Origin of the sequence: Metabacillus sp. KUDC1714 (genome assembly GCF_014217835.1) — a bacterium.
In the GTDB taxonomy this organism is placed as follows: Bacteria; Bacillota; Bacilli; order Bacillales; family Bacillaceae; genus Metabacillus; species Metabacillus rhizosphaerae.
The window spans coordinates 2,311,075-2,334,332 of record NZ_CP055263.1; the positions used below are offsets into that span (position 1 = coordinate 2,311,075).

General features: G+C 36.8%; 19 protein-coding genes. 16 read left to right on the forward strand and 3 right to left on the reverse strand.

Annotated features, from left to right (window positions below):
- The first annotated feature begins 8 nt into the window (after window positions 1-8).
- Window positions 9-1,547 carry a bifunctional phosphoribosylaminoimidazolecarboxamide formyltransferase/IMP cyclohydrolase gene (purH, locus tag HUW50_RS11015; protein WP_066333747.1) on the forward strand — a complete coding sequence of 513 codons (1,539 nt, stop codon included), beginning with the start codon at window positions 9-11 and terminating at the stop codon, window positions 1,545-1,547.
- A gap of 210 nt (window positions 1,548-1,757) precedes the next feature.
- Window positions 1,758-3,026, forward strand: coding sequence for a phosphoribosylamine--glycine ligase (gene purD / locus HUW50_RS11020; RefSeq protein WP_066333743.1), 1,269 nt, complete (start codon window positions 1,758-1,760; stop codon window positions 3,024-3,026).
- On the opposite strand, the gene HUW50_RS27525 is transcribed toward purD, so the two are convergent.
- Both HUW50_RS27525 and HUW50_RS11025 read right to left on the reverse strand, forming a co-directional pair.
- Window positions 3,007-3,108, reverse strand: a complete 102-nt coding sequence (locus HUW50_RS27525; protein WP_332310343.1) for an EYxxD motif small membrane protein — start codon at window positions 3,106-3,108, stop codon at window positions 3,007-3,009. The two genes, purD and HUW50_RS27525, sit on opposite strands and share 20 nt — an antisense overlap.
- 66 nt (window positions 3,109-3,174) lie before the next feature.
- Entirely contained in the window at window positions 3,175-3,441 is a 267-nt protein-coding gene (locus tag HUW50_RS11025; RefSeq protein ID WP_066333739.1) for a YgaP family membrane protein, read from the reverse strand.
- A 111-nt stretch (window positions 3,442-3,552) separates the two neighbouring features.
- On the opposite strand from HUW50_RS11025, the gene HUW50_RS11030 reads away from it, so the two are divergent.
- The 8 genes from HUW50_RS11030 to pruA all read left to right on the forward strand — a co-directional run bounded on the left by HUW50_RS11030 (window position 3,553) and on the right by pruA (window position 15,003).
- Window positions 3,553-5,295, forward strand: coding sequence for an adenine deaminase C-terminal domain-containing protein (locus HUW50_RS11030; RefSeq protein ID WP_066333736.1), 1,743 nt, complete (start codon window positions 3,553-3,555; stop codon window positions 5,293-5,295).
- A 37-nt stretch (window positions 5,296-5,332) separates the two neighbouring features.
- On the forward strand, window positions 5,333-6,376 hold the full coding sequence (locus HUW50_RS11035; protein ID WP_232329043.1) for a DUF3048 domain-containing protein: 1,044 nt from the start codon (window positions 5,333-5,335) through the stop codon (window positions 6,374-6,376).
- Between the two features lie 19 nt (window positions 6,377-6,395).
- Window positions 6,396-6,704 carry a YerC/YecD family TrpR-related protein gene (locus HUW50_RS11040; RefSeq protein ID WP_066333733.1) on the forward strand — a complete coding sequence of 103 codons (309 nt, stop codon included), beginning with the start codon at window positions 6,396-6,398 and terminating at the stop codon, window positions 6,702-6,704.
- 225 nt (window positions 6,705-6,929) lie between these two features.
- Window positions 6,930-7,613 (forward strand): heptaprenylglyceryl phosphate synthase, encoded by a 684-nt coding sequence (locus HUW50_RS11045; protein WP_066333729.1) that lies wholly within the window; start codon window positions 6,930-6,932, stop codon window positions 7,611-7,613.
- A gap of 67 nt (window positions 7,614-7,680) precedes the next feature.
- On the forward strand, window positions 7,681-9,909 hold the full coding sequence (gene pcrA, locus HUW50_RS11050; RefSeq protein ID WP_066333726.1) for a DNA helicase PcrA: 2,229 nt from the start codon (window positions 7,681-7,683) through the stop codon (window positions 9,907-9,909).
- Between the two features lie 37 nt (window positions 9,910-9,946).
- Entirely contained in the window at window positions 9,947-11,953 is a 2,007-nt protein-coding gene (ligA, locus tag HUW50_RS11055) for an NAD-dependent DNA ligase LigA (RefSeq protein WP_066333722.1), read from the forward strand.
- A 15-nt stretch (window positions 11,954-11,968) separates the two neighbouring features.
- Complete coding sequence (locus tag HUW50_RS11060; RefSeq protein WP_066333719.1) at window positions 11,969-13,153, forward strand: CamS family sex pheromone protein; 1,185 nt, start codon at window positions 11,969-11,971, stop codon at window positions 13,151-13,153.
- A gap of 302 nt (window positions 13,154-13,455) precedes the next feature.
- Window positions 13,456-15,003, forward strand: coding sequence for an L-glutamate gamma-semialdehyde dehydrogenase (gene pruA, locus HUW50_RS11065; protein ID WP_185653905.1), 1,548 nt, complete (start codon window positions 13,456-13,458; stop codon window positions 15,001-15,003).
- Window positions 15,004-15,217: 214 nt separating this feature from the next.
- Here pruA and HUW50_RS11070 read toward each other — a convergent pair whose 3' ends face one another.
- Entirely contained in the window at window positions 15,218-15,649 is a 432-nt protein-coding gene (locus HUW50_RS11070) for a hypothetical protein (protein WP_185653906.1), read from the reverse strand.
- A gap of 574 nt (window positions 15,650-16,223) precedes the next feature.
- On the opposite strand from HUW50_RS11070, the gene putP reads away from it, so the two are divergent.
- From putP to HUW50_RS11100, 6 genes are all read left to right on the forward strand, one after another.
- A complete protein-coding gene (gene putP, locus HUW50_RS11075) occupies window positions 16,224-17,696 on the forward strand; it encodes a sodium/proline symporter PutP (RefSeq protein WP_311774046.1) in 1,473 nt (490 codons plus the stop codon).
- 214 nt (window positions 17,697-17,910) lie between these two features.
- Window positions 17,911-18,201, forward strand: coding sequence for an Asp-tRNA(Asn)/Glu-tRNA(Gln) amidotransferase subunit GatC (gene gatC, locus HUW50_RS11080; RefSeq protein ID WP_066333703.1), 291 nt, complete (start codon window positions 17,911-17,913; stop codon window positions 18,199-18,201).
- A gap of 13 nt (window positions 18,202-18,214) precedes the next feature.
- Window positions 18,215-19,672 carry an Asp-tRNA(Asn)/Glu-tRNA(Gln) amidotransferase subunit GatA gene (gatA, locus tag HUW50_RS11085; RefSeq protein ID WP_066333700.1) on the forward strand — a complete coding sequence of 486 codons (1,458 nt, stop codon included), beginning with the start codon at window positions 18,215-18,217 and terminating at the stop codon, window positions 19,670-19,672.
- Window positions 19,673-19,686: 14 nt separating this feature from the next.
- A complete protein-coding gene (gatB, locus tag HUW50_RS11090; RefSeq protein ID WP_066333690.1) occupies window positions 19,687-21,117 on the forward strand; it encodes an Asp-tRNA(Asn)/Glu-tRNA(Gln) amidotransferase subunit GatB in 1,431 nt (476 codons plus the stop codon).
- Between the two features lie 368 nt (window positions 21,118-21,485).
- Window positions 21,486-21,866: a MerR family transcriptional regulator gene (locus HUW50_RS11095; protein ID WP_083964648.1), complete on the forward strand. Its 381-nt coding sequence runs from the start codon at window positions 21,486-21,488 to the stop codon at window positions 21,864-21,866.
- 53 nt (window positions 21,867-21,919) lie between these two features.
- A complete protein-coding gene (locus tag HUW50_RS11100; protein WP_066333681.1) occupies window positions 21,920-23,215 on the forward strand; it encodes a hemolysin family protein in 1,296 nt (431 codons plus the stop codon).
- Window positions 23,216-23,258: the final 43 nt, after the last annotated feature.

Here is a 23,258-nt window from a genome sequence, read left to right on the forward strand (position 1 = left end):
TGAATGAAATGACAGTCAAACGCGCGCTTATTAGTGTGTCAAATAAAGAAAATCTCGTTCCTTTTGTTAAAGAGTTAATAGAGTTAGGTGTTGAAGTCATCTCAACAGGTGGAACGAAATCATTACTAGAAGAAAACGGTTTGAATGTAATTGGTATTTCTGAGGTTACTGGATTTCCAGAAATTATGGACGGACGTGTAAAGACGCTTCATCCTAATATCCACGGTGGTTTACTAGCTGTCCGTAACAATGAAAGTCATATGAATCAACTTAAGGAAAATAACATTGAAACAATCGATATGGTTGTTGTGAATCTTTATCCTTTTAAAGAAACAATTTCAAAACCGGATGTTAAATTCCAAGATGCAATTGAAAATATTGATATCGGTGGTCCTTCAATGCTACGTTCTGCAGCTAAAAACCATGAAGATGTAACTGTTTTAGTTGATCCACAAGATTACAGTGTTGTTTTAGAGGAATTAAAAGCATCTGGAGCGGTTTCATTAGCACAAAAGCAACGTCTTGCTGCAAAGGTATTTAGACATACAGCAGCATATGATGCATTAATTGCAGAATTTTTAACAAACACGATTGGTGAAGAAGACCCAGAATCAGTCACATATACATTCGAGAAAAAGCAATCTCTTCGTTATGGAGAAAATCCTCATCAAAAAGCAACTTTCTATCAGAAGCCTTTCGTACCAGTTGCGTCAATCGCAAATGCGAAACAGTTGCATGGTAAAGAGCTTTCATTTAATAACATTAAAGATGCTGATGCAGCATTGCAAATTGTCCGTGAATTTACAGAACCAGCTGCAGTTGCCGTTAAGCATATGAATCCATGTGGTGTTGGTGTTGGAACTTCGACATTTGAGGCATTTACACGTTGTTATGAAGCTGATAAAACATCGATTTTCGGTGGCATTGTTGCTTTGAACCATGAGGTTGATTTAGCAACAGCTGAAAAGCTTCATGAAATCTTCCTTGAAATTGTGATTGCACCTTCTTACAGTCAGGAAGCTTTAAACGTATTAACAGGAAAGAAGAATCTTCGTATTTTAACAATTGATGTTTCAGCACTTTCAAAACCAGAAAAACAGCTTCAATCTGTCCATGGTGGATTATTAGTACAGGATGAGGATATACTGTCTCTTGATGATGTTGAGGTGACAATCCCTACGAAGCGCGAGCCTTCTCCTGAAGAGTGGAAGGATCTAAAACTAGCTTGGAAAGTAGTAAAACATGTAAAATCAAATGCAATTGTTCTTGCTAAGGATGAAATGACAGTTGGAGTTGGAGCAGGTCAAATGAACCGAGTAGGATCAGCGAAAATTGCTATCGAGCAAGCTGGTGAAAAAGCACAAGGTAGTGCACTTGGCTCTGATGCATTCTTCCCAATGTCTGACACAGTTGAAGCAGCAGCAAAAGCTGGTGTAACAGCTATCATCCAACCTGGTGGATCAATTCGTGATGAAGATTCAATCCGCATGGCTGATGAATATGGAATCACAATGGTATTCACAGGAGTACGTCATTTTAAACATTAAGAACAAAAGCGCAAGCGCCTTGATCAGCGACGAGAAACAAGAGCACTCCGTATGAGATAAAGGAAACACGAAGAGCGTAAGCGATTCGATGTTGACTTAGCGTATAAGGAGTGTGAAGTTCACTAGGCGCTAGGCGCTGGAGCTGGATGTCAAAGCGCTTATCCAAAGTACAAGAATTATAATTTTTTAAACATATAAAGAGGTGTTAACATGAAAGTTCTAATAATTGGACAAGGCGGGCGTGAGCATGCACTTGTATGGAAAGCTGCACAAAGTAACCTTGTAGAAGAAGTCTTTGTTGCACCAGGTAATGATGGTATGGATGAACTTGCAACAAGGGTATCAATAAGTGAGTCAGATAATCACGGCTTATTGGAATTTGCGAAGGAAAAAAACATCGACTTAACAATTGTTGGTCCTGAAGTACCGTTATTAAATGGAGTTGTAAATGACTTTGAAGCTGCAGGCTTAAAGGTGTTTGGGCCAAGAAAAGAGGCAGCTCTTATCGAGGGTAGCAAAAACTTTGCTAAGGAGATCATGTTTAAATACAACATTCCAACAGCAGACTATCAAACATTTACAGATTTAGAAGAAGCAAAAGCATATGTAAAAGAAAAGGGTGCTCCGATTGTTATAAAAGCAGATGGATTAGCTGCTGGAAAAGGAGTAACTGTTGCTGAAACAATTGACTTAGCGATTGACAGTCTAACTGAAATGCTTGAGGATGGAAAATTTGGAGACGCTTCTTCATCAGTTGTTGTTGAGGAATTTCTTGCAGGAGAAGAATTTTCTTTAATGGCGTTTGTTAAAGGTGAGAAGGTGTATCCGATGGTGATCGCTCAAGATCATAAGCGTGCTTATGACAATGATGAGGGTCCTAATACTGGTGGTATGGGGGCTTATTCACCAGTACCACAAATTTCTGAACAAGTTGTTAATACAGCTGTTGAGACAATTTTAAAGCCAGCAGCAAAAGCACTTGTGAGCGAAGGACGTTCTTTTACAGGGATTTTATATGCTGGACTTATCCTTACAACAGATGGTCCAAAGGTAATTGAATTTAATGCACGTTTTGGTGATCCAGAAACACAGGTTGTTCTTCCAAGATTAGAATCTGATTTGGTGGAATCACTTTTAGCAATCCTTGACGACAAACCTGTTGAACTTGTTTGGACTTCTAAAGCTGTGTTAGGAGTCGTACTCGCTTCGAAGGGCTATCCAAACGAGTACGAAAAAGGACAAGCTATTGGCCAACTGACAGAAAAACACGATGAAGCAGTTATTTTCCATGCTGGAACAAAAAAGGTTGAGGATCAATTCGTAAATAACGGTGGTCGTGTACTTGTTGTTTCAGGATATGGTGATACGATTAGCGAAGCTCAAGAAAATGCGTATGAGCTAGTAGAAAAAATAGCAGTACCAGCTCTTTTCTATCGTAAAGATATCGGTAATAAAGCTATTAAGCACGGCGTTTCTTAATATAAACGAATAATAACGCAATAATCCCGCCAACTAATGCTATCAATATAAACGACATATCGGTTAAATATTCAAAAAACATGGGAACACCTCCAAGATGAATAAATAAGGGGCTGGCTTTTTAAGCCAGTCCCATTTTGATTAATAATTACGATGGATTAAATACAATCTTTTCATCATCTTCTTCATAGCCCTCTTCGTCGTCAAAGAAATATCCATTAGAATTTTCAAACATATAAGTGATTGGACAGAAACGTAGAATTCCCTCTCCGACCTTCATTGCCCCAAGTACGATAACAATTAAATATGAATCTCTCCAAGGTTTTTTACAATATCTAGATGTAGCCCAAGCTAGTATGGACAGGCCACATGTAATACGTATTAAAGAATTGACGATGCCTATATTTGGTCGCATCAAATTTACCTCCCTAAAATTGTCATAAAAATGCAATAAAACTTTAATGCGTTAATAAATTCCATATGTTAACATAGTATTAAGTTAGTAACTAAAATTGGAGGGTTTTTTATGCCCGAGAGAAAATTTCAATGGAAAATTAGTCAAATCCGAAAACAAATAGATGTTTTATCAAACAAATGTGCACCAACTATTGTCTTAAAAAATGCAACTTATCTTAATTCTTACTTGCGTCAATGGGTTAAAGCTCATATTTGGATAGTCGAGGATCGAATTGTCTATGTGGGAGACAATTTACCAGAGTATACAAATCAAACCGAAATGATTGATTGTACAAACAAAGTGGTAGTGCCAGGATACATTGAACCACATGCTCATCCATTTCAATTATATAATCCCCATACGTTAGCAAAGTATGTATCGCAAACAGGTACAACATCATTTATAGGTGATAATCTTTTTTTTCTTTTACAATACGAGAAAAAGAAAGCGCTTACGTTTTTGGATGATATGGGGAAATTACCATATCACTTTTATTGGTGGGCTAGATTTGATTTGCAAACAGAGGTACATGGTGAGGATAAAATTTTCTCCCATGATTTTCTTAAAACGTGGTTAGAGCATAAATCTGTTGTTCAAGGAGGAGAATTAACGAGTTGGCCAAAGCTACTAGATGGTGATGACTGGATTTTATATTGGCTAAGAGAAACTAAGCGAAGAGGAAAACGGATAGAAGGACATTTTCCAGGAGCTTCAGATAATACTTTAATGAAAATGAAACTATTTGGTGTTGACAGTGATCATGAATCTATGACAGGTAAAGATGTGATAAACCGTCTGAAAATGGGGTATACTGCTGCCTTAAGACATTCATCAATTCGTCCAGATCTCGCAATCCTTCTTAAGGAGATACAGGATGAGGGACTAACAACATATGATCATTTATATTATACTACTGATGGGGCAACCCCTACTTTTTATGAAAATGGAATGATTAATCGTTGTATAGATATAGCTTTAGATTGCAATGTTCCTTCAATTGATGCATATAATATGGCAGCATTCAATGTAGCGAAATATTACCAATTGGAAGAGCAAATAGGTGTTATTGCTCCAGGAAGAATTGCTACTCTAAATATTTTAGATAGTATTGACAAACCTGACCCATCTTCTGTTATGGCAAAAGGAACATGGGTTCTAAAAGAGGGTCATTGTCAGGAGGATAAAGAAGTTGTTGAATGGGCTGAATATGGTATTCAATCAGCAGATATAAAATGGGATCTAACAATAGATGATTTACAATTTTCAATGCCTCTTGGGATGAAGATGAGGAATGCTGTTATTATGGAGCCGTACTCGATTACAATCGATAGCTCTGTTAATGAGCTATCCGAAATACATGACGAAAGCTTTCTAGCTTTAATTGACCGTAATGGAAAATGGAGAGTAAATACAGTGATAAAAGGTTTCTCCAAACAGGTACAGGGCTTTGCAAGTTCCTATTCCACAACTGGAGATATCATTATCATTGGTAAAAATAAAACTGAAATGCTTGCTGCCTTTACTCGAATGAAGGAGATCGGCGGAGGAATTGTGTTGACTGAGAATGGAAATGTTACATTTGAAATGCCGTTAGAGATAAATGGAAGCGCTTCAATAGAGGAGCTTGAAGAGGTTATGAGAAAACAGAATCAGTTGAACACTCTATTAAAAGAAAGAGGGTATGGCTTCGATGATCCTGTTTATTCCTTGTTATTCTTGTCTTCAACGCATTTACCATATATTAGAATAACACCTAGAGGTATTTTTGACGTAATGAAAAAAACGGTACTCTTTCCATCGATAATGCGTTAAAATATAAAAGTGGAAAAGTAGATAAGGTTGTGTTTTTGTGTTTAAAGGAAAATTTTCAATTGCTATATTTTCAATGCTTATAATAATAAGCGCTTGCAGTAATAAGGAAGAACAACGTTCAGTTGAAAATATAGATTCTAATCAGAAAGAAGAAAAGCCAGTTGCTGCTGAAGTTGAAGAAAAAGTGACTTACCCGCTCACTGGAGTAGAAGCAGAAGAAACTGAACTAAACCAACGTCCGATAGCTGTTATGATAAATAATCATCCAAGTGCAAGACCACAATCAGGCCTTCATAAAGCTGATGTTGTGTACGAAGTTCTTTCAGAAGGAAGTATTACAAGATTTTTAGCAATCTTTCAAAGCGAAGTACCTGACATAATCGGACCTGTAAGAAGTGCAAGAGAATATTATGTTGATTTAAGTAAAGGCTTTGATGCACTTTATATTAGTCATGGTTGGAGTCCTACTGCTAAAGAAAAGCTTGAAGCAGGCGAAGCGGATTATTTAAATGGATTATTTTATGATGGTACTTTATTTTGGAGAACTGATCATCGAAAGCCTCCCCATAATTCCTATATTTCAAGCGAAAATATAGCGAAGGGTGCAGAGGACAATCATTATGAAATAACCGCTGAAGTTGAGCCTTTTGAGTTTCTTTCTGAGGAAGAAGTGGTAAATTTAAAAGGTGAACCTGTAAACAATTTTGTTATTAAATATGACAACTCTCAAACATGGCATGCGACATATGAGTATAATCAAACTAAACAAAGTTATAGCAGATTTAGTAATAATGAACAAACGGTTGATTTAGAAAGTGAAGAGCCGATCCAACTATCAAATGTGTTTGTTGTTGAAATGGAACATAATGCTATCGATAATTATGGAAGACGGGGAATTAATTTAACTTCTGGAGGAAAAGCTTTACTTTTCCAAAATGGACTTATGCAAGAAGTAGAATGGGAAAACCGTGATGGTAGAATTCTCCCTGTAAAAGATGGAGAACTTATAAAGTTTGTACCAGGAAGAACGTGGATAAATGTAGTTCCAGACATTGAGAAAGCATTTCTAATTCAATCGTAATAGTAAAAGGAGAATGTATATGCAAATAGAGAAGCTACGTGGAAAAGAACTTGATCAGCTTTTTGAATCTATTTTGTCATTAAAAGATTTAGAAGAATGTTATCGATTCTTCGATGATCTTTGTACAGTAAATGAAATCCAATCGCTTGCACAAAGACTTGAAGTAGCGAGAATGCTGCGAGAAGGATATACTTATCATAAGATAGAAACCGAAACGGGAGCGAGTACTGCAACCATTTCTCGTGTAAAACGTTGTTTAAATTATGGGAATGATGCCTATACAATGGCATTAGAACGAGTGCACGATCAGAAGGAACCAACCGAATAAATTTGGAAAGCACCGAGGATATCGGTGCTTTTTCTTTGTGTAAAAGTAAATAATAAAAGGATATGCACTTTATAAGGAAAACCTCCTTAGTAAAAAACAGCGTTTGTCTACGCCTTTTTATTTCATTTTGATGAAAGCGAAATGGATCATCCGTATTTAAGTTTTTTGCCTCCATGTTATTTGCTATAATAATGAAATGGATGTTTTTGAATGGAGGAATCCTACATGTATGATATTAACGAGTGGAAACATGTGTTTAAACTCGATCCAGATAAAGTAATAAGTGATGAGGACTTAGAGAAAATTTGTGAATCTGGAACAGATGGTATTATTGTTGGGGGAAGCGATAATATTACGGAAGAAAATGTTTTGAACTTAATGTCTAGGATCCGTCGCTATCTTATTCCCTGTGTTTTAGAAGTATCAACAGCTGAATCAATTATTCCTGGCTTTGACCTATATTTTATCCCTACAGTATTAAATAGCAGAAGCACAAAATGGATGATTGATTTACATCATGAAGCAGTGAAGGAATATGGAGAAATTATGAATTGGGACGAGCTAATTGTTGAAGGGTATTGTATTTTAAATCCCGATTGCAAAGCTGCGGCACTAACAGATGCAAATACTAATCTCTCACTTGATGATGTAACAGCATACGCAAGAGTTGCTGAGAAAATGTACCAGCTCCCTATTTTTTATCTAGAATATAGCGGAATGCTTGGAGATCTAGCAGTAGTTGAACAAACTAAGAAGGTATTAACAAAAACAAAGTTATTCTATGGTGGAGGCATTACTTCAGCAGAAGAAGCTAATCGTTTTGCTCAATTTGCTGATGTTGTAGTAGTAGGAAATGTTATCTACACTGATTTAAAGGCAGCTCTAACAACAGTAGAAGCTGTAAAATAAATTTTTTTGAACTCAACCTCAATCTTTTGATAAAATAGAACATATGTTTGTTAAGGTGGTGAAGAAGTTGCAATTCTTATCAAATCAATTACTTTCAGGTTTGAATGACATGCAACAAGAGGCAGTAAAAACAACGGATGGTCCGTTATTAATCATGGCGGGTGCGGGTAGTGGTAAAACCCGTGTGTTAACCCATCGGATTGCATATTTAATGACTGAAAAACAAATTGCTCCATGGAATATTTTGGCGATTACATTTACAAATAAAGCAGCACGTGAAATGAAAGAGAGAATTCAACGGATTTTAGGACCTGGTGCTGATGAAATTTGGATTTCAACCTTTCACTCTATGTGCGTTCGAATTTTGCGTAGAGATAGTGACAGAATGGGAATTAATCGTAACTTTTCTATTCTTGATACGACAGATCAATTGTCGGTTATTAAAACGGTGCTTAAAGAAAAGAACCTTGATCCTAAAAAATATGAGCCAAGAAGCTTATTAGGTTCAATCAGCAGTGCGAAAAATGAACTGATAACACCAGAGGAATATGATAAATCAGCTAACAGTCACTATGAACAAATGGTTAGTGATGTATACAGGGAATACCAGAAGAAACTACGCAAAAATCAATCTCTTGATTTTGATGATTTGATTATGACAACCATTCAATTGTTTCAACGTGTACCTGAAGTGCTTGAATCTTATCAACGTAAATTTCAATATATTCATGTTGATGAGTACCAGGATACGAACAGAGCTCAATATATGTTAGTAAAGCTTTTGGCCTCACGGTTTAAAAACCTTTGTGTTGTAGGTGATTCAGATCAATCAATTTATCGCTGGCGTGGTGCAGATATTGCGAATATCCTTTCCTTTGAAAAGGATTATCCTCAAGCGAATGTAATTTTGCTAGAACAAAACTACCGTTCAACGAAGTTAATTTTAGAGGCTGCAAATGAGGTTATTAAAAGGAATTCAAATCGTAAGCCGAAGAAGCTTTGGACTGAAAATCAACAAGGGGCAAAGATTACGTACTATCGTGCAGATAGTGAAGCAGCAGAAGGGCAATTTGTTGCAGGGAGAATCAAACAGCTGGTAGATTCAGGACAAAGAAAGCTTTCAGAAATTGCAATTCTTTATAGAACAAATGCACAATCAAGGATTATTGAGGAAGTATTACTTAAATCAAATCTAAATTACACAATCGTCGGAGGCATTAAGTTCTATGATCGTAAAGAGATTAAGGACTTACTCGCTTACTTACGATTAATTGCAAACCCAGATGATGATATTAGCTTAGCTCGTATCATCAATGTACCAAAACGTGGTGTTGGTTCGACATCTGTTGATAAAATAGCTAATTATGCAATAGACAATGATTTATCTTTATTTCAAGCATTAGATGAAATTGAACAAATAGGTGTTAGTGCAAGAGTTATAAACGCTTTAGTTGAATTTCGTGAATTGATTCGAAACCTTGGTAATATGCAGGATTATTTATCTGTTACGGAGCTCGCCGAAGAGATCATTGAGAAATCTGGTTATCGAGAAATGCTTAAACTAGAAAAAACAATTGAAGCACAAAGTCGTTTAGAGAATATCGATGAGTTTTTATCGGTCACTCAAACCTTTGAAAAGCAAAACGAAGATAAAAGTCTTGTGGCCTTTTTAACAGATTTAGCACTTGTATCTGACATTGATAAACTTGAAGAAGATGAGCAGGAACAAAGTGATGCACTTGTGTTAATGACCCTTCACTCAGCAAAGGGATTAGAGTTTCCTGTTGTGTTCTTAATTGGACTTGAGGAAGGGGTTTTCCCTCATAGCCGTTCATTAATGGAAGAGGATGAGATGGAGGAAGAACGTCGTCTTGCTTACGTAGGGATTACTCGGGCTGAAAAAGACCTGTTCATTACAAATGCACAAATGCGTACGTTGTTTGGGCGGACAAGTATGAATCCTGAGTCACGATTTATTTCTGAAATTCCAAGTGAGTTGATTGAGAATCTAAATGAAGTAAAGAAATCTACTTCTCCTTCTACCCTTACCTCTGCTTTTAATTCAGGTCGTCGTCTTGAAAAGCGCCCACCAGTTGCAAAACCTATTGCCGCTTCAACTGGCGGGGACGGAATTTCTTGGGCTGTTGGAGATAAAGCTGAACATAAAAAGTGGGGAATTGGTACTGTCGTAAGTGTAAAAGGTACAGGGGAAGGAAAGGAATTAGATATTGCGTTCCCAAGTCCTGTTGGAATAAAGCGTCTGCTTGCAAAATTTGCACCAATTAATCGTGTTTAAAGAGAAGATAGTTCGGTAGAAAGGATTGGACATCTGAATGGATAAACAATCAGCAAATAAACTAGCTCGCGAGCTCCATGAGCTAATTAACACTTATAATTATGAATACAATGTTTTAGATAAACCAAGCGTGCCTGATTCTGAATATGACCGCCTTATGCAGGAACTATTAAAGCTTGAAGAAGCATTTCCTGAATTGAAAACCTCAGATTCCCCGACACAAAGAGTCGGGGGTACTGTGTTAGCTGCTTTTCAAAAGGTTGTTCACAAAACACCAATGCTAAGCTTAGGTAACGCTTTTAATGAGGCTGATTTACGTGATTTTGACCGTCGAGTAAAACAGTCTGTAGGTGACGATGTTCAATATGTTGTTGAATTGAAAATTGATGGTTTAGCGGTTTCTCTAAGATATGAAAATGGACTGTTTGTACAAGGTGCTACGCGAGGAGACGGTACAACAGGTGAGGATATTACGGAAAACCTCAAAACGATACGCTCCATTCCACTTAGATTGAAGAAGGAATTGTCCTTTGAAGTACGTGGTGAGGCATTTATGCCGAAAAAGTCCTTTGAGAAGTTGAATGAATTACGATTACAACTTGAAGAAGAGCCATTCGCAAACCCACGTAATGCTGCAGCTGGTTCCATTAGACAGCTAGACCCTAAAATAGCTGCAAAGCGTAATTTAGATATCTTTGTATACAGTATTGCAGATTTAGGTGGAACAGGTGTTGAAAAACATAGTGAAGCACTAGATCTACTAGAAGAAGTAGGATTTAAAACAAATCAAGAACGAAGAAAATGTGAAACGATTGAAGAAGTCCTCACCATCATAGAAGATCTTCAAGAAAAAAGAGCAAATTTATCTTACGATATTGATGGTATCGTTATTAAGGTGGATTCTCTCGCTCAACAGGAAGAGCTTGGGTTTACTGCTAAGAGTCCACGTTGGGCCATTGCTTACAAATTTCCAGCAGAAGAAGTTATGACAAAGCTAGTGGATATTGAATTAAGTGTAGGTCGGACTGGTGTCATTACTCCAACAGCTTTATTAGAGCCAGTTCGGGTTGCGGGGACAACTGTTCAACGTGCCTCACTTCATAATGAAGATTTAATTAGAGAAAAGGATATTAAAATTGGTGATACGGTTGTTGTCAAAAAAGCAGGTGATATCATACCTGAGGTTGTCAATGTGCTAATAGATCTGCGCACTGGTGAAGAACAAACCTTTTCGATGCCTACACATTGCCCTGCTTGTGAAAGTGAGCTAGTTCGTATTGAAGGTGAGGTTGCCCTTCGTTGTATTAATCCACAATGTCCGGCTCAAATTAAAGAAGGTCTTATTCATTTTGTATCAAGGAATGCAATGAACATTGATGGTCTTGGTGAAAGAGTTGTAGCACAATTGTTTCAAGAAGGATTAATTAAGGATGTTGCAGATTTATACAGATTAACGAGAGATCAGCTTCTCGAGCTTGAGAGAATGGGAGAAAAATCTACCGATAATTTATTAAATGCAATTGTACAATCAAAAGAAAACTCACTTGAAAGACTATTGTTTGGTTTAGGGATTCGCCATGTTGGTGCTAAAGCCGCAAAAACATTAGCTCAAGAATTTGAAACAATTGAAATTCTTCAGCAAGCCACAAAGGATGAGCTTATTGCGATAAATGAAATAGGAGACAAAATGGCTGATGCAGTTGTCACTTATTTTGATAACCCAGATGTGCAGTATTTAGTAAATGAGCTTAAATCTTTAGGTGTAAATACGACATACAAGGGACCAAAGCTGATTAGGGTTGAAGACAGTGATTCATACCTAGCTGGAAAGACTGTTGTATTAACAGGGAAGCTTGAACAGCTATCAAGAAATGAAGCAAAAGAAGGTATTGAAGCACTTGGTGGTAAAGTAACCGGTAGCGTAAGTAAAAGTACAGATCTTGTGGTAGCTGGTGAATCAGCAGGAAGCAAGTTAAAGAAAGCCCAAGAATTAAATATAGAAATATGGGACGAAGCTCGGCTCTTTGATGAACTAAATAAATAAGAGGTGTGGAATCACTTGAAAAAGAAACTAATTATGGTGTTAACAAGCTTTTTTGTATTAACAGCTTGTGCACCAAACTTTGGAGAGCAAGAAGAAATCGTGCAGGAAATAGAGGACGAGTCAAAGGAACAGGCGATTATCCCAAAATACAATATTTCAGATTCGTATTACAAGATGATTTTGCCATTTAAACCAGGGGAAGCAAGAGGACTTGTTTCAGAACAATTAAATACCCGCTTAGATATTGATGAATTTGAAACAGGTTTAATGAGGGTTGCCCAAGACACATTTTCTCCTGATAAATATTTATATCAAGAAGGTCAATATTTAACTGGAGAAGTCATTCAAGGTTGGCTAAATCGAAAGCTAACCGGTGAAAAGTTAAAAAATGAACAAGAAAAAGCGAAAGAGGCAAAGAAAGAATATACTGAGATCGGGCTAAATCCAGCATTGCCTGAGGAGGGGAATCTTGAGGAATTACATTCGGAAAATCCGATCTACTTATCCCACATTCTTGAACATAATTATTTAATCCGAGAGGATGATACAGTTGAATTAGGTGGAGTTGTCATTGGTCTAGCGATGAACTCTGTTCATTATTTTCAACAGGAAGACGGGTATGCTCGTGAGAAGCGAATAAGTACAAGTGAGCTTTTAGCAAAAGGGAAAGAATATGCTCAACAAGTGATTAATCGTGTAAGAAACACAAAAGGATTGGGAAATGTTCCAATTGTTATTGCGATATATGAACAAGAAAAAAAATCTTCGATTGTTCCTGGTAATTTCGTAACGAAAACGGTTGTGAAGGCGGGAAGTAATAGTCTTGGTAAGTGGGAAGGAATTGATGAGGATTATTATTTCTTTCCATCAGATGAAGCGACAAGTGATTATCGAGATGATGCACAAATGTTCAATCGTTTTAAATCTGATGTTGAGGAATTTTTCCCTAATTACACAGGTGTAATTGGAAAAGCCTTTTATAAAAACGGAGAATTAAATTATTTAGATATAGAAATTCCGATGCAATTTTACGGAAAAGCGGAAGTGATCGCCTTTACACAGTTTGTAACAGGTAAGGTTATGGAATATTTCCCTGACTATGTAACACTTGAAGTTAATGTTATGTCTACTACAGGACAGGAAGCGCTAATACTGAAAGAGCCAAACCAAGAAGAGCCAACTGTTCATATTTATAAGTAAATGTAAGGTGAGGATGCAAGCTAAGGACAAAATCTTAGCTTGCATTTTTATGTTTGTAAGAAAATAATAATATGCTTTTACTTTGGAAAAGCGCTTTGACATTTACCTCAGTGCTAATTTTTTAAAGTCAACACCGAACGCTAAAGGAACTAGAAAGAAAAGATACTCATTTCTATCAATAGGTATGCATACGAATGAAGCATAAGAGCTCAAACACAAGATCAGTTTTATGTGTGAGTTTGAATGAAGGAAATGTCATGATCTTAACGCTCTATCTTAAAATTTAAAGGAGGCGTTCGAAAATGGTAGTACCTTATAAGCACGAACCATTTACAGACTTTTTAGTAGAAGAGAATAAACATGCGTTTGAAGCAGGTCTTAAAGTTGTTCACTCCTATTTAAATCACGATTATGACTTGGTTATCGGTGGAGAGCGTGTGGCAACAAAGGATAAAATCATCTCTATAAACCCTGCAAATAAGGAAGAAATTATTGGTTCCGTATCTAAGGCAACTAGGGAGCATGCGGAAAAAGCGATGCAGATTGCAGATGAAACGTTCAAATCTTGGCGAAAGTCTAAGCCGGAAATGAGAGCAGATATTTTGTTTCGGGCCGCTGCTATTGTTCGGAGACGTAAACATGAGTTTTCGGCACTTCTTGTAAAAGAAGCAGGGAAGCCTTGGAATGAGGCAGACGCTGATACTGCTGAGGCAATTGACTTTATGGAGTATTACGGTCGACAAATGTTGAGCTTAAAGGATGGGATTCCTGTTGAGAGTCGACAAATTGAATATAACCGTTTTAACTACATACCGCTTGGAGTAGGTATCGTTATTTCTCCATGGAATTTCGCATTTGCGATTATGGCTGGGATGACTTCAGCTGCATTCGTTTCTGGGAATACAGTTTTATTAAAGCCAGCTAGTACAACACCGGTTGTTGCAGCAAAATTTATTGAAGTATTAGAGGAAGCAGGATTACCGCCAGGTGTCGTTAATTATGTACCGGGAAGCGGTGCTGAGGTAGGAGATTATTTAGTTGATCACCATCGAACCAGGTTTATTAGTTTTACTGGCTCGCGTGAGGTTGGTGTAAGGATATATGAGCGGGCTGCAAAGGTTCATGAAGGGCAAATTTGGTTAAAGCGTGTTATAGCAGAGATGGGTGGAAAAGACACGATTGTTGTTGATTCATCTGCTGATTTAGAATTAGCAGCACAATCAATTGTCGCATCTGCTTTTGGATTTTCAGGTCAAAAATGTTCTGCATGCTCTCGCGCTGTTATTCTTGAAGACGTATATGATCGAGTGTTAACTCGAGTTGTGGAAATCACAAAGAATCTAACAGTTGGTAATACAAAGGAATCAACGATTTATATGGGTCCTGTCATTGATCAGGCTGCCTATGAAAAAATACTAAGCTATATTGAAATCGGTAAAGTGGAAGGGAGATTAGTCGCTGGAGGGAATGGTGATAACTCACAAGGCTTCTTCATCGAGCCGACCATTTTTGCAGATGTTAGTGAAAATGCCAGAATTATGAAAGAAGAAATTTTTGGCCCAGTCGTTGCCTTTTGTAAGGCGAGAGATTTTGATCATGCAATTGATATTGCCAACAATACAGAATTTGGACTCACAGGTGCTGTTTTAACAAATAATCGTTCACATATAGAAAAGGCTCGAGAAGACTTTCATGTAGGAAATCTCTATTTTAACCGTGGCTGTACAGGAGCTATTGTAGGTTATCAACCATTTGGTGGTTTTAATATGTCTGGGACTGATTCAAAAGCAGGGGGACCTGATTATCTACTGCTGCATATGCAGGCAAAAACAACGTCTGAAATGCTATAAACAGTAAAGGGACTGACTAAATTTTGAGTCAGTCCCTTTATTCCTTTTTTTAAAGGTAAGAAAGTATAAAATTTTGTACTTAGTTTTGGTGGTCTAGCTCCAGCGCTTAGACCCTCTTGGGTCTAAGCCACAAATGAATTGAAGACAAAGAACTCTTCTATTCATTTGCGTCTTATGCTTGTCGGGTCTGAACAAGGCGCTTGCGCTTTTCTTATTAACCCTTCCAAAAATACCGTTCATCATCCTGATCTACAGAGAGTTCAACATCGGTTTTTGTAGTACTGATGACCTTAGTGTTTGTATCTTTGTAATCCTCGCGAGTTGAATTGTGATTATCTGTTTTTTTCTCACTTTGAATCGACCGTTGTTCAGTGAGTGCTTGAATTAATTGGGATGTTAGCTCGCTACGCTTTTGATACTCATTAAGGAAGAGTGTAATGGCGATGATCATTCCTCCGCCAATTATGCATGATATGTAAGGTCCAATGGTTGAACCAGTCATTTGAAGAATCATGAAGGGAATGGATCCCCCATAGATTTCCTGTTCTTCTTGTACCGCCTTTATGGCCATTGAAATATGATTTATAATTCCGGCTGCACCTAGAAGGATTAAAAAGCCTCCAAAGCCGAACAAAAATTTCTTCACAAAGTCCACTCCTGACAATGATTCATTTTGTACATCTTATCATGTTTCAGAAGAATCTTCTAGAAATTCAAATCATCTCCAATTAAGTTTACGAGAAAAATAAATGAAGAAAATAAAAAAAGTTTTATAGCGAAATTACTTTGGATTTTTTTCTTGTAAAAGACAAACTTCTGCAAAAAAACAAGCTGATTTTTTAGGAGAATGCAAACTTAATTTTATGAATTTAAATGAATAGATATAATGAATAATAGGATATAGTGTCTAATCGATACGTTTTTATGAATAAATATACATTTGAGAATAATTTATGAACGAGTAAATTTGTGAGGTCTGTCATATTGTGTTACGATTGTAAACGTCTTGTGGGCATCGTCAACCTACTAAACTATTATGGTTAATCATCATGAAATTGCATAAGCTTGCATAAGGATTTGTTGATAGCATATTTAGGAGGTGAAGCATCGATGGAACATGCATTAACAGGAGCAACTATATTTTGGTTATTTGTACCAATGCCATTGCTTATTTTATTGTCACTTGTAACATACTTTACTGAAAGGAGAGATAATTAATAATGGAAATTAATTTGCCAACATTAACAGCAATTATCATTTATTTAATAGGAATGTTAGTAATCGGGATAATTGCAGCAAAAATGACAAGTAATTTATCTGATTATGTATTAGGTGGAAGACGTCTAAGTGCAGGAGTTGCTGCTTTAAGTGCGGGTTCATCCGATATGAGTGGATGGCTAATGCTAGGTTTACCAGGTGCTATGTATCTTGGTGGAATGGGAGAAGCATGGCTAGCAATTGGTTTAGCAGTTGGTGCATACTTGAATTGGCAATTTATCGCTAAACCCTTTAGGGTATATACTGAAGTTGCAAATGATTCTATAACTGTACCAGACTTTTTTGAAAATCGCTTTCGTGACGGTTCAAAGATTCTTCGAGTAGTTTCTGCTATTGTTATTCTTGTATTCTTTACATTCTACACATCGTCAAGTCTTGTAGGTGGTGCGGTTCTTTTAGAAAGTTCATTTGGAATGGATTACACGTTAGCTTTATGGGTTGGAGCAGCCGTTATTCTTTCATATACGTTTTTTGGAGGGTTTTTAGCTGCAAGCTGGACTGACTTTATTCAAGGGATTTTAATGTTATTAGCCCTAATTATTATACCAATTACTGTTATATATGAACTTGGTGGTTGGGGTGAAACAATACAAAAGGTCGGAAATATTGATCCATCTTATCTAGATATAACAACAGGTGCAACGTTTATAGGAGTCGTTTCACTACTAGCTTGGGGCCTAGGGTATTTTGGTCAGCCTCATATCATAGTTCGCTTTATGGGAATCAAATCGACAAAAGAAATTCCAAAAGCGCGTTTAATTGGGATGACATGGATGATTATTTCACTATTTGGAGCAATTTTTATCGGCTTTTCGGGAATTGCTTACTTTGCTGAAACTCCTCTTGAGAACTCAGAAACTGTCTTTATCATGTTTTCACAAGTGTTATTTAACCCATGGGTAGCTGGTTTCTTACTTGCAGCCATTCTTTCGGCAATTATGAGTACTGTGGATTCTCAGTTACTAGTTTCTTCAAGTGCTTTAACACAGGATTTTTATAAAGCAATTTTTAGAAAAGAGGCAACACAAAAGGAAGAAATGCTCGTAGGTAGAATTGCAGTACTTGTTATCGCGGTTATTGCTATCCTACTAGGATATGATCGTGATAGTAAAGTTCTGGAACTAGTAAGCTATGCTTGGGCTGGTTTTGGTGCTGCATTTGGTCCAGTAATAATCTTGAGCTTGTTCTGGAAGCGTATGACGAGAAATGGTGCATTGGCAGGAATTATTGTTGGTGCTGTAACAGTAATTATTTGGTCAAATCTTACAGGTGGAATTTTTGATCTGTATGAGCTAGCACCAGGATTCATATTTGCATGGATTGCAATTATGATTGTAAGTTTAATAGGAAAGGCGCCTTCAGAAGAAGTCCAAAATGAGTTTGATATGTTTAAAGAAGAATTGAAAAAATCCTAATATAGAATTAAAACATCCTTCTTCTATTTATTTAGAGGAAGGATGTTTTTTTTGTATCTAAAGTAAAAGTTGGAAATTATATAGTTAGTTGAAGGAGGACAATAGCTTTAAGTTGGCTTGTTATATGCTTTTCTTAGGAATTGTTGATTAAATAGTCCTTAGTTTGGTATCATCAGAGTATTGTGAATGAACGATTTTGTGGAGGTGAAAGGATATGTCAAGAATTTCAACTGATCAAGTTAAACACGTAGCTAATTTAGCACGCTTATCAATTAATGAAGAGGATGCGGAGCTTTTTGCTAGTCAGTTAGATGCAATCATCACGTTTGCTGAGCAACTAAATGAAGTAGATACTGAAAATGTTAAACCAACGTCACATGTATTAGATATGAAAAATATTATGCGCGAGGATATTCCGAAAAAGGGATTAGATAACGAAGAGGTTGTTAAAAATGCTCCAGATCATGCTGATGGGTATATTCGTGTACCATCAATTCTAGAATAAGGGAGGGACAAGCATGGCGCTTTTTGATCATAAAATATCAGAATTAAAAGAACTTTTACATAAAAAAGAAATCAAAGTTTCTGAACTAGTTGATGAATCTTATAATCGTATTCAAGAGGTAGACGACAAAGTTGGCGCGTTTTTAACTTTAAATGAGGAAAACGCACGTACATATGCGAAGGAATTAGATGAAGCATTAGGTAGTCGTGACGAGTTTGGCTTATTAGTTGGTATGCCAATTGGAATAAAAGATAATATTGTTACAAAGGGTTTGCGGACTACATGTGCAAGTAAAATTCTAGAAAACTTTGATCCTATTTATGATGCTACCGTTGTTAAACATCTTCAAAATGCTGAAGCTGTTACAATCGGTAAATTAAATATGGATGAGTTTGCGATGGGTTCTTCTACAGAAAACTCAGGCTACAAACCAACGAGAAATCCTTGGAATCTTGAAACAGTACCAGGTGGTTCAAGTGGTGGATCAGCAGCAGCGGTTGCAGCAGGTGAAGTTCCTTTTTCATTAGGCTCTGATACAGGTGGGTCGATTCGTCAGCCAGCAGCTTTTTGTGGAGTTGTTGGGTTAAAGCCTACATATGGTCGTGTTTCACGCTTTGGATTGGTAGCATTTGCATCTTCTTTAGATCAAATTGGACCAATTACACGAAATGTTGAAGATAATGCATTCCTTTTACAAGCAATTTCTGGTGTTGATGAAATGGACTCTACATCGGCAGATGTTGAAGTGCCAGACTTTCTTTCATCATTAACTGGTGATGTAAAGGGATTGAAAATTGCCGTGCCAAAAGAGTATCTTGGTGAAGGTGTTAAGGAAGAAGTAAAGCAATCTGTTCTAGATGCACTTAAAGTGTTAGAAGGACAAGGAGCAACATGGGAAGAGGTATCATTACCACACTCTAAATATGCTCTTGCTACTTACTATTTATTATCTTCATCAGAAGCATCTGCAAATCTTTCTCGCTTTGATGGTGTGCGCTACGGTCACCGTTCTGATAATGCAGAAAGCTTAATTGAGTTGTACAAGCAAAGTCGTGCAGAAGGATTTGGTGATGAAGTAAAACGCCGGATTATGCTTGGCACATTTGCGTTAAGCTCTGGTTACTATGACGCATACTACAAAAAGGCTCAAAAGGTTCGAACATTAATTAAAAAAGATTTTGAAGATGTTTTTGAAAAATACGATGTTATTATAGGGCCAACAACACCGACACCAGCATTTAAAATTGGTGAAAATGTAAAAGATCCGTTAACAATGTATGCAAATGACATTTTAACGATCCCAGTGAACCTAGCAGGTGTACCTGGTATTTCAGTTCCTTGTGGTTTATCCAATGGTTTACCACTTGGGTTACAAATTATTGGTAAGCATTTCGACGAGAGTACAATTTACCGAGTTGCCCATGCGTTTGAGCAAGCAACAGATCATCATAAAGCAAAACCTGAACTGTAAGGGGTGAGAAACCAATGAATTATGAAACGGTTATCGGACTAGAAGTCCATGTTGAGTTAAAAACAGAATCAAAAATCTTTTCAAGTGCACCAAACCATTTCGGAGCGGAACCTAATACAAATACAACTGTTGTCGAATTAGGTTATCCTGGTGTTTTACCAGTATTGAATAAGAAGGTTGTCGACTTCGCTATGAAAGCATGTATGGCACTAAATTGTGAAGTTGCCACTGAAACAAAGTTTGATCGTAAAAATTACTTTTATCCGGATAATCCAAAGGCATACCAAATTTCTCAATTTGATAAGCCGATTGGTGAAAACGGATGGATTGATATTGAAGTAAACGGTGAAACGAAAAGAATCGGGATTACACGTATTCATATGGAAGAGGATGCTGGTAAGCTAATCCACTCTGGTGACGGCTACTCATTAGTTGACCTCAACCGTCAAGGTACACCACTTATTGAAATCGTATCTGAACCAGATATTCGTACACCTGAAGAAGCATATGCTTATTTAGAAAAACTAAAAGCTATTATTCAATATACAGAGGTTTCTGACTGTAAAATGGAAGAAGGCTCACTCCGCTGTGATGCTAATATTTCACTTCGTCCAGTAGGGCAAGAAGAATTTGGTACGAAAACAGAGCTGAAAAACTTAAACTCATTTGCATTTGTACAAAAAGGTTTAGAATATGAAGAAAAACGTCAAGAAAAGGTTCTCCGCTCAGGTGGTGTGATTGACCAAGAGACGCGTCGCTATGATGAGGCCACAAAAAAGACGATCTTAATGCGTGTAAAAGAAGGTTCTGACGATTATCGTTATTTCCCTGAACCAGATCTTGTTGAGCTTTATATTGATGAAGAATGGAAGGAACGAATTCGCGCGTCCATTCCCGAGCTTCCAGACGATCGTCGTAAACGTTATATTGATGAGCTCGGTTTACCTGAATATGATGCACAAGTATTGACGATGACAAAGGAAATGTCCGACTTCTTCGAACAAACTCTAGAGGCTGGGGCGGAAGCAAAGCAGGCTTCTAACTGGATCATGGGTGAAGTATCAGCATACTTAAATGCTGAAGGTAAAGAGCTGAAGGATGTGGCTCTTACAGCAGAAGGATTAGCTGGTATGATCAAACTCATCGAAAACGGAACCATTTCTTCTAAAATTGCAAAGCAGGTTTTCAAGGAGCTTATTGAAAATGGCGGAGACGCTGAAAAAATCGTAAAAGAAAAAGGCCTCGTTCAAATTTCTGATGATGAAACACTTCGTAAATTTGTTACAGACGCTTTAGATGCAAATCCACAATCTGTCGACGATTTTAAAAATGGCAAGCAAAAGGCTATTGGTTTCTTAGTTGGTCAAATTATGAAAGCGACAAAAGGACAAGCCAATCCACCAATGGTTAATAAGTTGTTGATGGAAGAAATTCAAAAACGTTAATAGTTTAAAGTAGCCTGTCAGCCTGATAAAGCAGTGGAACTTAAAGTCCACTGCTTTTAATTTTGGGTTATATATTAACAGGCTCTGGCCTGTAATGACTAACTGCTGATTTTTTGCACTTTTGTAGCGGATACGTAAAATTCCTTCGAGTGTGCGAGTCCAAGGGAGACCCAATGGTGCAAAACACAAAGGAGGCTCCTTGACGGCCGGCAGAAAGTGAACGCATGTCTCGGAAATCACAACCAAGTTTAACAGAGCCTATTAAAAGGTATTAATAAGTTGAAAGTTTGTTTAGATTCTATTAAACTGTTAATATAAACTATAACGTTTTGGTTTTGGGGTGATAACATGGGGCAGAGAATCTAAGAATCGGTGAATTAGCTGGAATTACTAACGTGACGAAAAGAACAATTGACTATTATACAACAATAGGTTTGTTGAAGGCAGAACGTTCTGCTTCGAATTATCGGTACTATGATCAATCCGCTATAGAGCGTCTACACTATATTGAAAAGTGCAAAGCAGAGGGAATGTCTTTAGACAAAATAAAAAAAGAAATGTTAGAGAAAGATGCGGAGGAAATAGATGTTCACGAATTAAGATTGAGAATTAGAGGGCTAGAGAATGATGTATCTGAAATTCTTACCCATCTCGATAGGAATGATCCAAAAAGTCAGGAAGAGATGAAAAAGCAAATATCTCATGAAAGCCTTTCGTTAATACAAACATTGCTACTATTAATCAATTAAAACTTATTTAACAATAATAGGAGGTGTAGGTCTTACTCTTGTAAGACTACTCATTGGCCACGATAAACTTATTTTTACTTGCTTTATTAATAGCTTTCACTGCATTTTTTGTAGCAACAGAATTTGCTATTGTGAAAGTACGTACGTCTAGAATTGATCAACTTATTGCTGAAGGGAAAAAAGGTGCAGTTTCTGCTAAAAGGGTAGTATCTCATTTAGATGAGTATTTATCAGCCTGTCAATTAGGGATCACTGTAACTGCTTTAGGAATTGGTTGGTTAGGAGAACCTACGTTTGAAGAGCTGTTACATCCTATTTTTGAATACTTTCATTTGAATGAATCAATTGCAAGCATTTTATCATTTGGAATAGCCTTTGCGATCGTAACATTTTTGCATGTAGTAGTTGGTGAGCTAGCTCCTAAAACGGTTGCTATTCAAAAGGCTGAGGCTCTAACCTTGTATTTATCTGTTCCAATTATTTGGTTTTACAGAATTATGTATCCTTTTATTTGGTTGCTTAATGGTTCGGCTCGTTTGCTTGTTGGGATCTTTGGATTAAAGCCTGCCTCAGAGCATGATTTAGCTCATTCAGAGGAAGAGCTTCGTATCTTATTATCAGAAAGCTACAAGAGTGGAGAAATTAATCAGACAGAGTTAAAGTATGTAAACAACATTTTTGAATTTGATGAGAGAATTGCGAAAGAAATAATGGTTCCTCGTACTGAAATGGTGAGTATATCGATTGATGATTCTCTTGATGAAATATTGAATATTGTAAGAGAAGAAAACTATACAAGATACCCAGTAGATGATGGAGATAAAGATAACATACTTGGTTTTGTGAATATGAAGGAATTGTTAACTGACAAGGTTATGAATCAAGATCGTGTAAAAGAGTTAAAGCTATCAGCCTATATAAATCCAGTTATCAGTGTTATTGAGACGATAGCCATTCACGATTTATTAGTTAAAATGCAAAAAGAACGTACTCACATTGCTATTTTAATTGATGAATATGGAGGTACTTCTGGCTTAGTTACTGTTGAAGATATTTTAGAGGAAATTGTTGGAGAAATTAGAGATGAATTCGATGAAGATGAAATACCTGAAATTCGTAAATTGAAGGAAAATCATTTTATTTTAGATGGAAAAGTTTTAATTGGAGATGTAAACAATCTACTAGGAACAAACTTATCGGATAAAGAAATTGACACAATTGGCGGTTGGTTCTTGACTGAAAATATCGATGCTAAAGCTGGAACGGAAGTCGAAAAGGAAGGTTTTATATTCAAAGTTAGTAATATTGATGGACACCATATTCAATATTTAGAAGTTCAAAAAGTGTAAAGATTGTAGGTAAAGACGTTCCTTTAATGGAACGTCTTTTTTT

Coding starts and splice junctions, on each gene's coding strand:
- HUW50_RS27525 (WP_332310343.1), bottom strand. CDS start 3,108: ATGTTTTTTGAATATTTAACCGATATGTCGTTTATATTGATAGCATTA.
- HUW50_RS11045 (WP_066333729.1), top strand. CDS start 6,930: ATGTATGATATTAACGAGTGGAAACATGTGTTTAAACTCGATCCAGAT.
- HUW50_RS11030 (WP_066333736.1), top strand. CDS start 3,553: ATGCCCGAGAGAAAATTTCAATGGAAAATTAGTCAAATCCGAAAACAA.
- purH (WP_066333747.1), top strand. CDS start 9: ATGACAGTCAAACGCGCGCTTATTAGTGTGTCAAATAAAGAAAATCTC.
- gatB (WP_066333690.1), top strand. CDS start 19,687: ATGAATTATGAAACGGTTATCGGACTAGAAGTCCATGTTGAGTTAAAA.
- gatA (WP_066333700.1), top strand. CDS start 18,215: ATGGCGCTTTTTGATCATAAAATATCAGAATTAAAAGAACTTTTACAT.
- putP (WP_311774046.1), top strand. CDS start 16,224: ATGGAAATTAATTTGCCAACATTAACAGCAATTATCATTTATTTAATA.
- HUW50_RS11025 (WP_066333739.1), bottom strand. CDS start 3,441: ATGCGACCAAATATAGGCATCGTCAATTCTTTAATACGTATTACATGT.
- purD (WP_066333743.1), top strand. CDS start 1,758: ATGAAAGTTCTAATAATTGGACAAGGCGGGCGTGAGCATGCACTTGTA.
- pruA (WP_185653905.1), top strand. CDS start 13,456: ATGGTAGTACCTTATAAGCACGAACCATTTACAGACTTTTTAGTAGAA.
- HUW50_RS11040 (WP_066333733.1), top strand. CDS start 6,396: ATGCAAATAGAGAAGCTACGTGGAAAAGAACTTGATCAGCTTTTTGAA.
- ligA (WP_066333722.1), top strand. CDS start 9,947: ATGGATAAACAATCAGCAAATAAACTAGCTCGCGAGCTCCATGAGCTA.
- gatC (WP_066333703.1), top strand. CDS start 17,911: ATGTCAAGAATTTCAACTGATCAAGTTAAACACGTAGCTAATTTAGCA.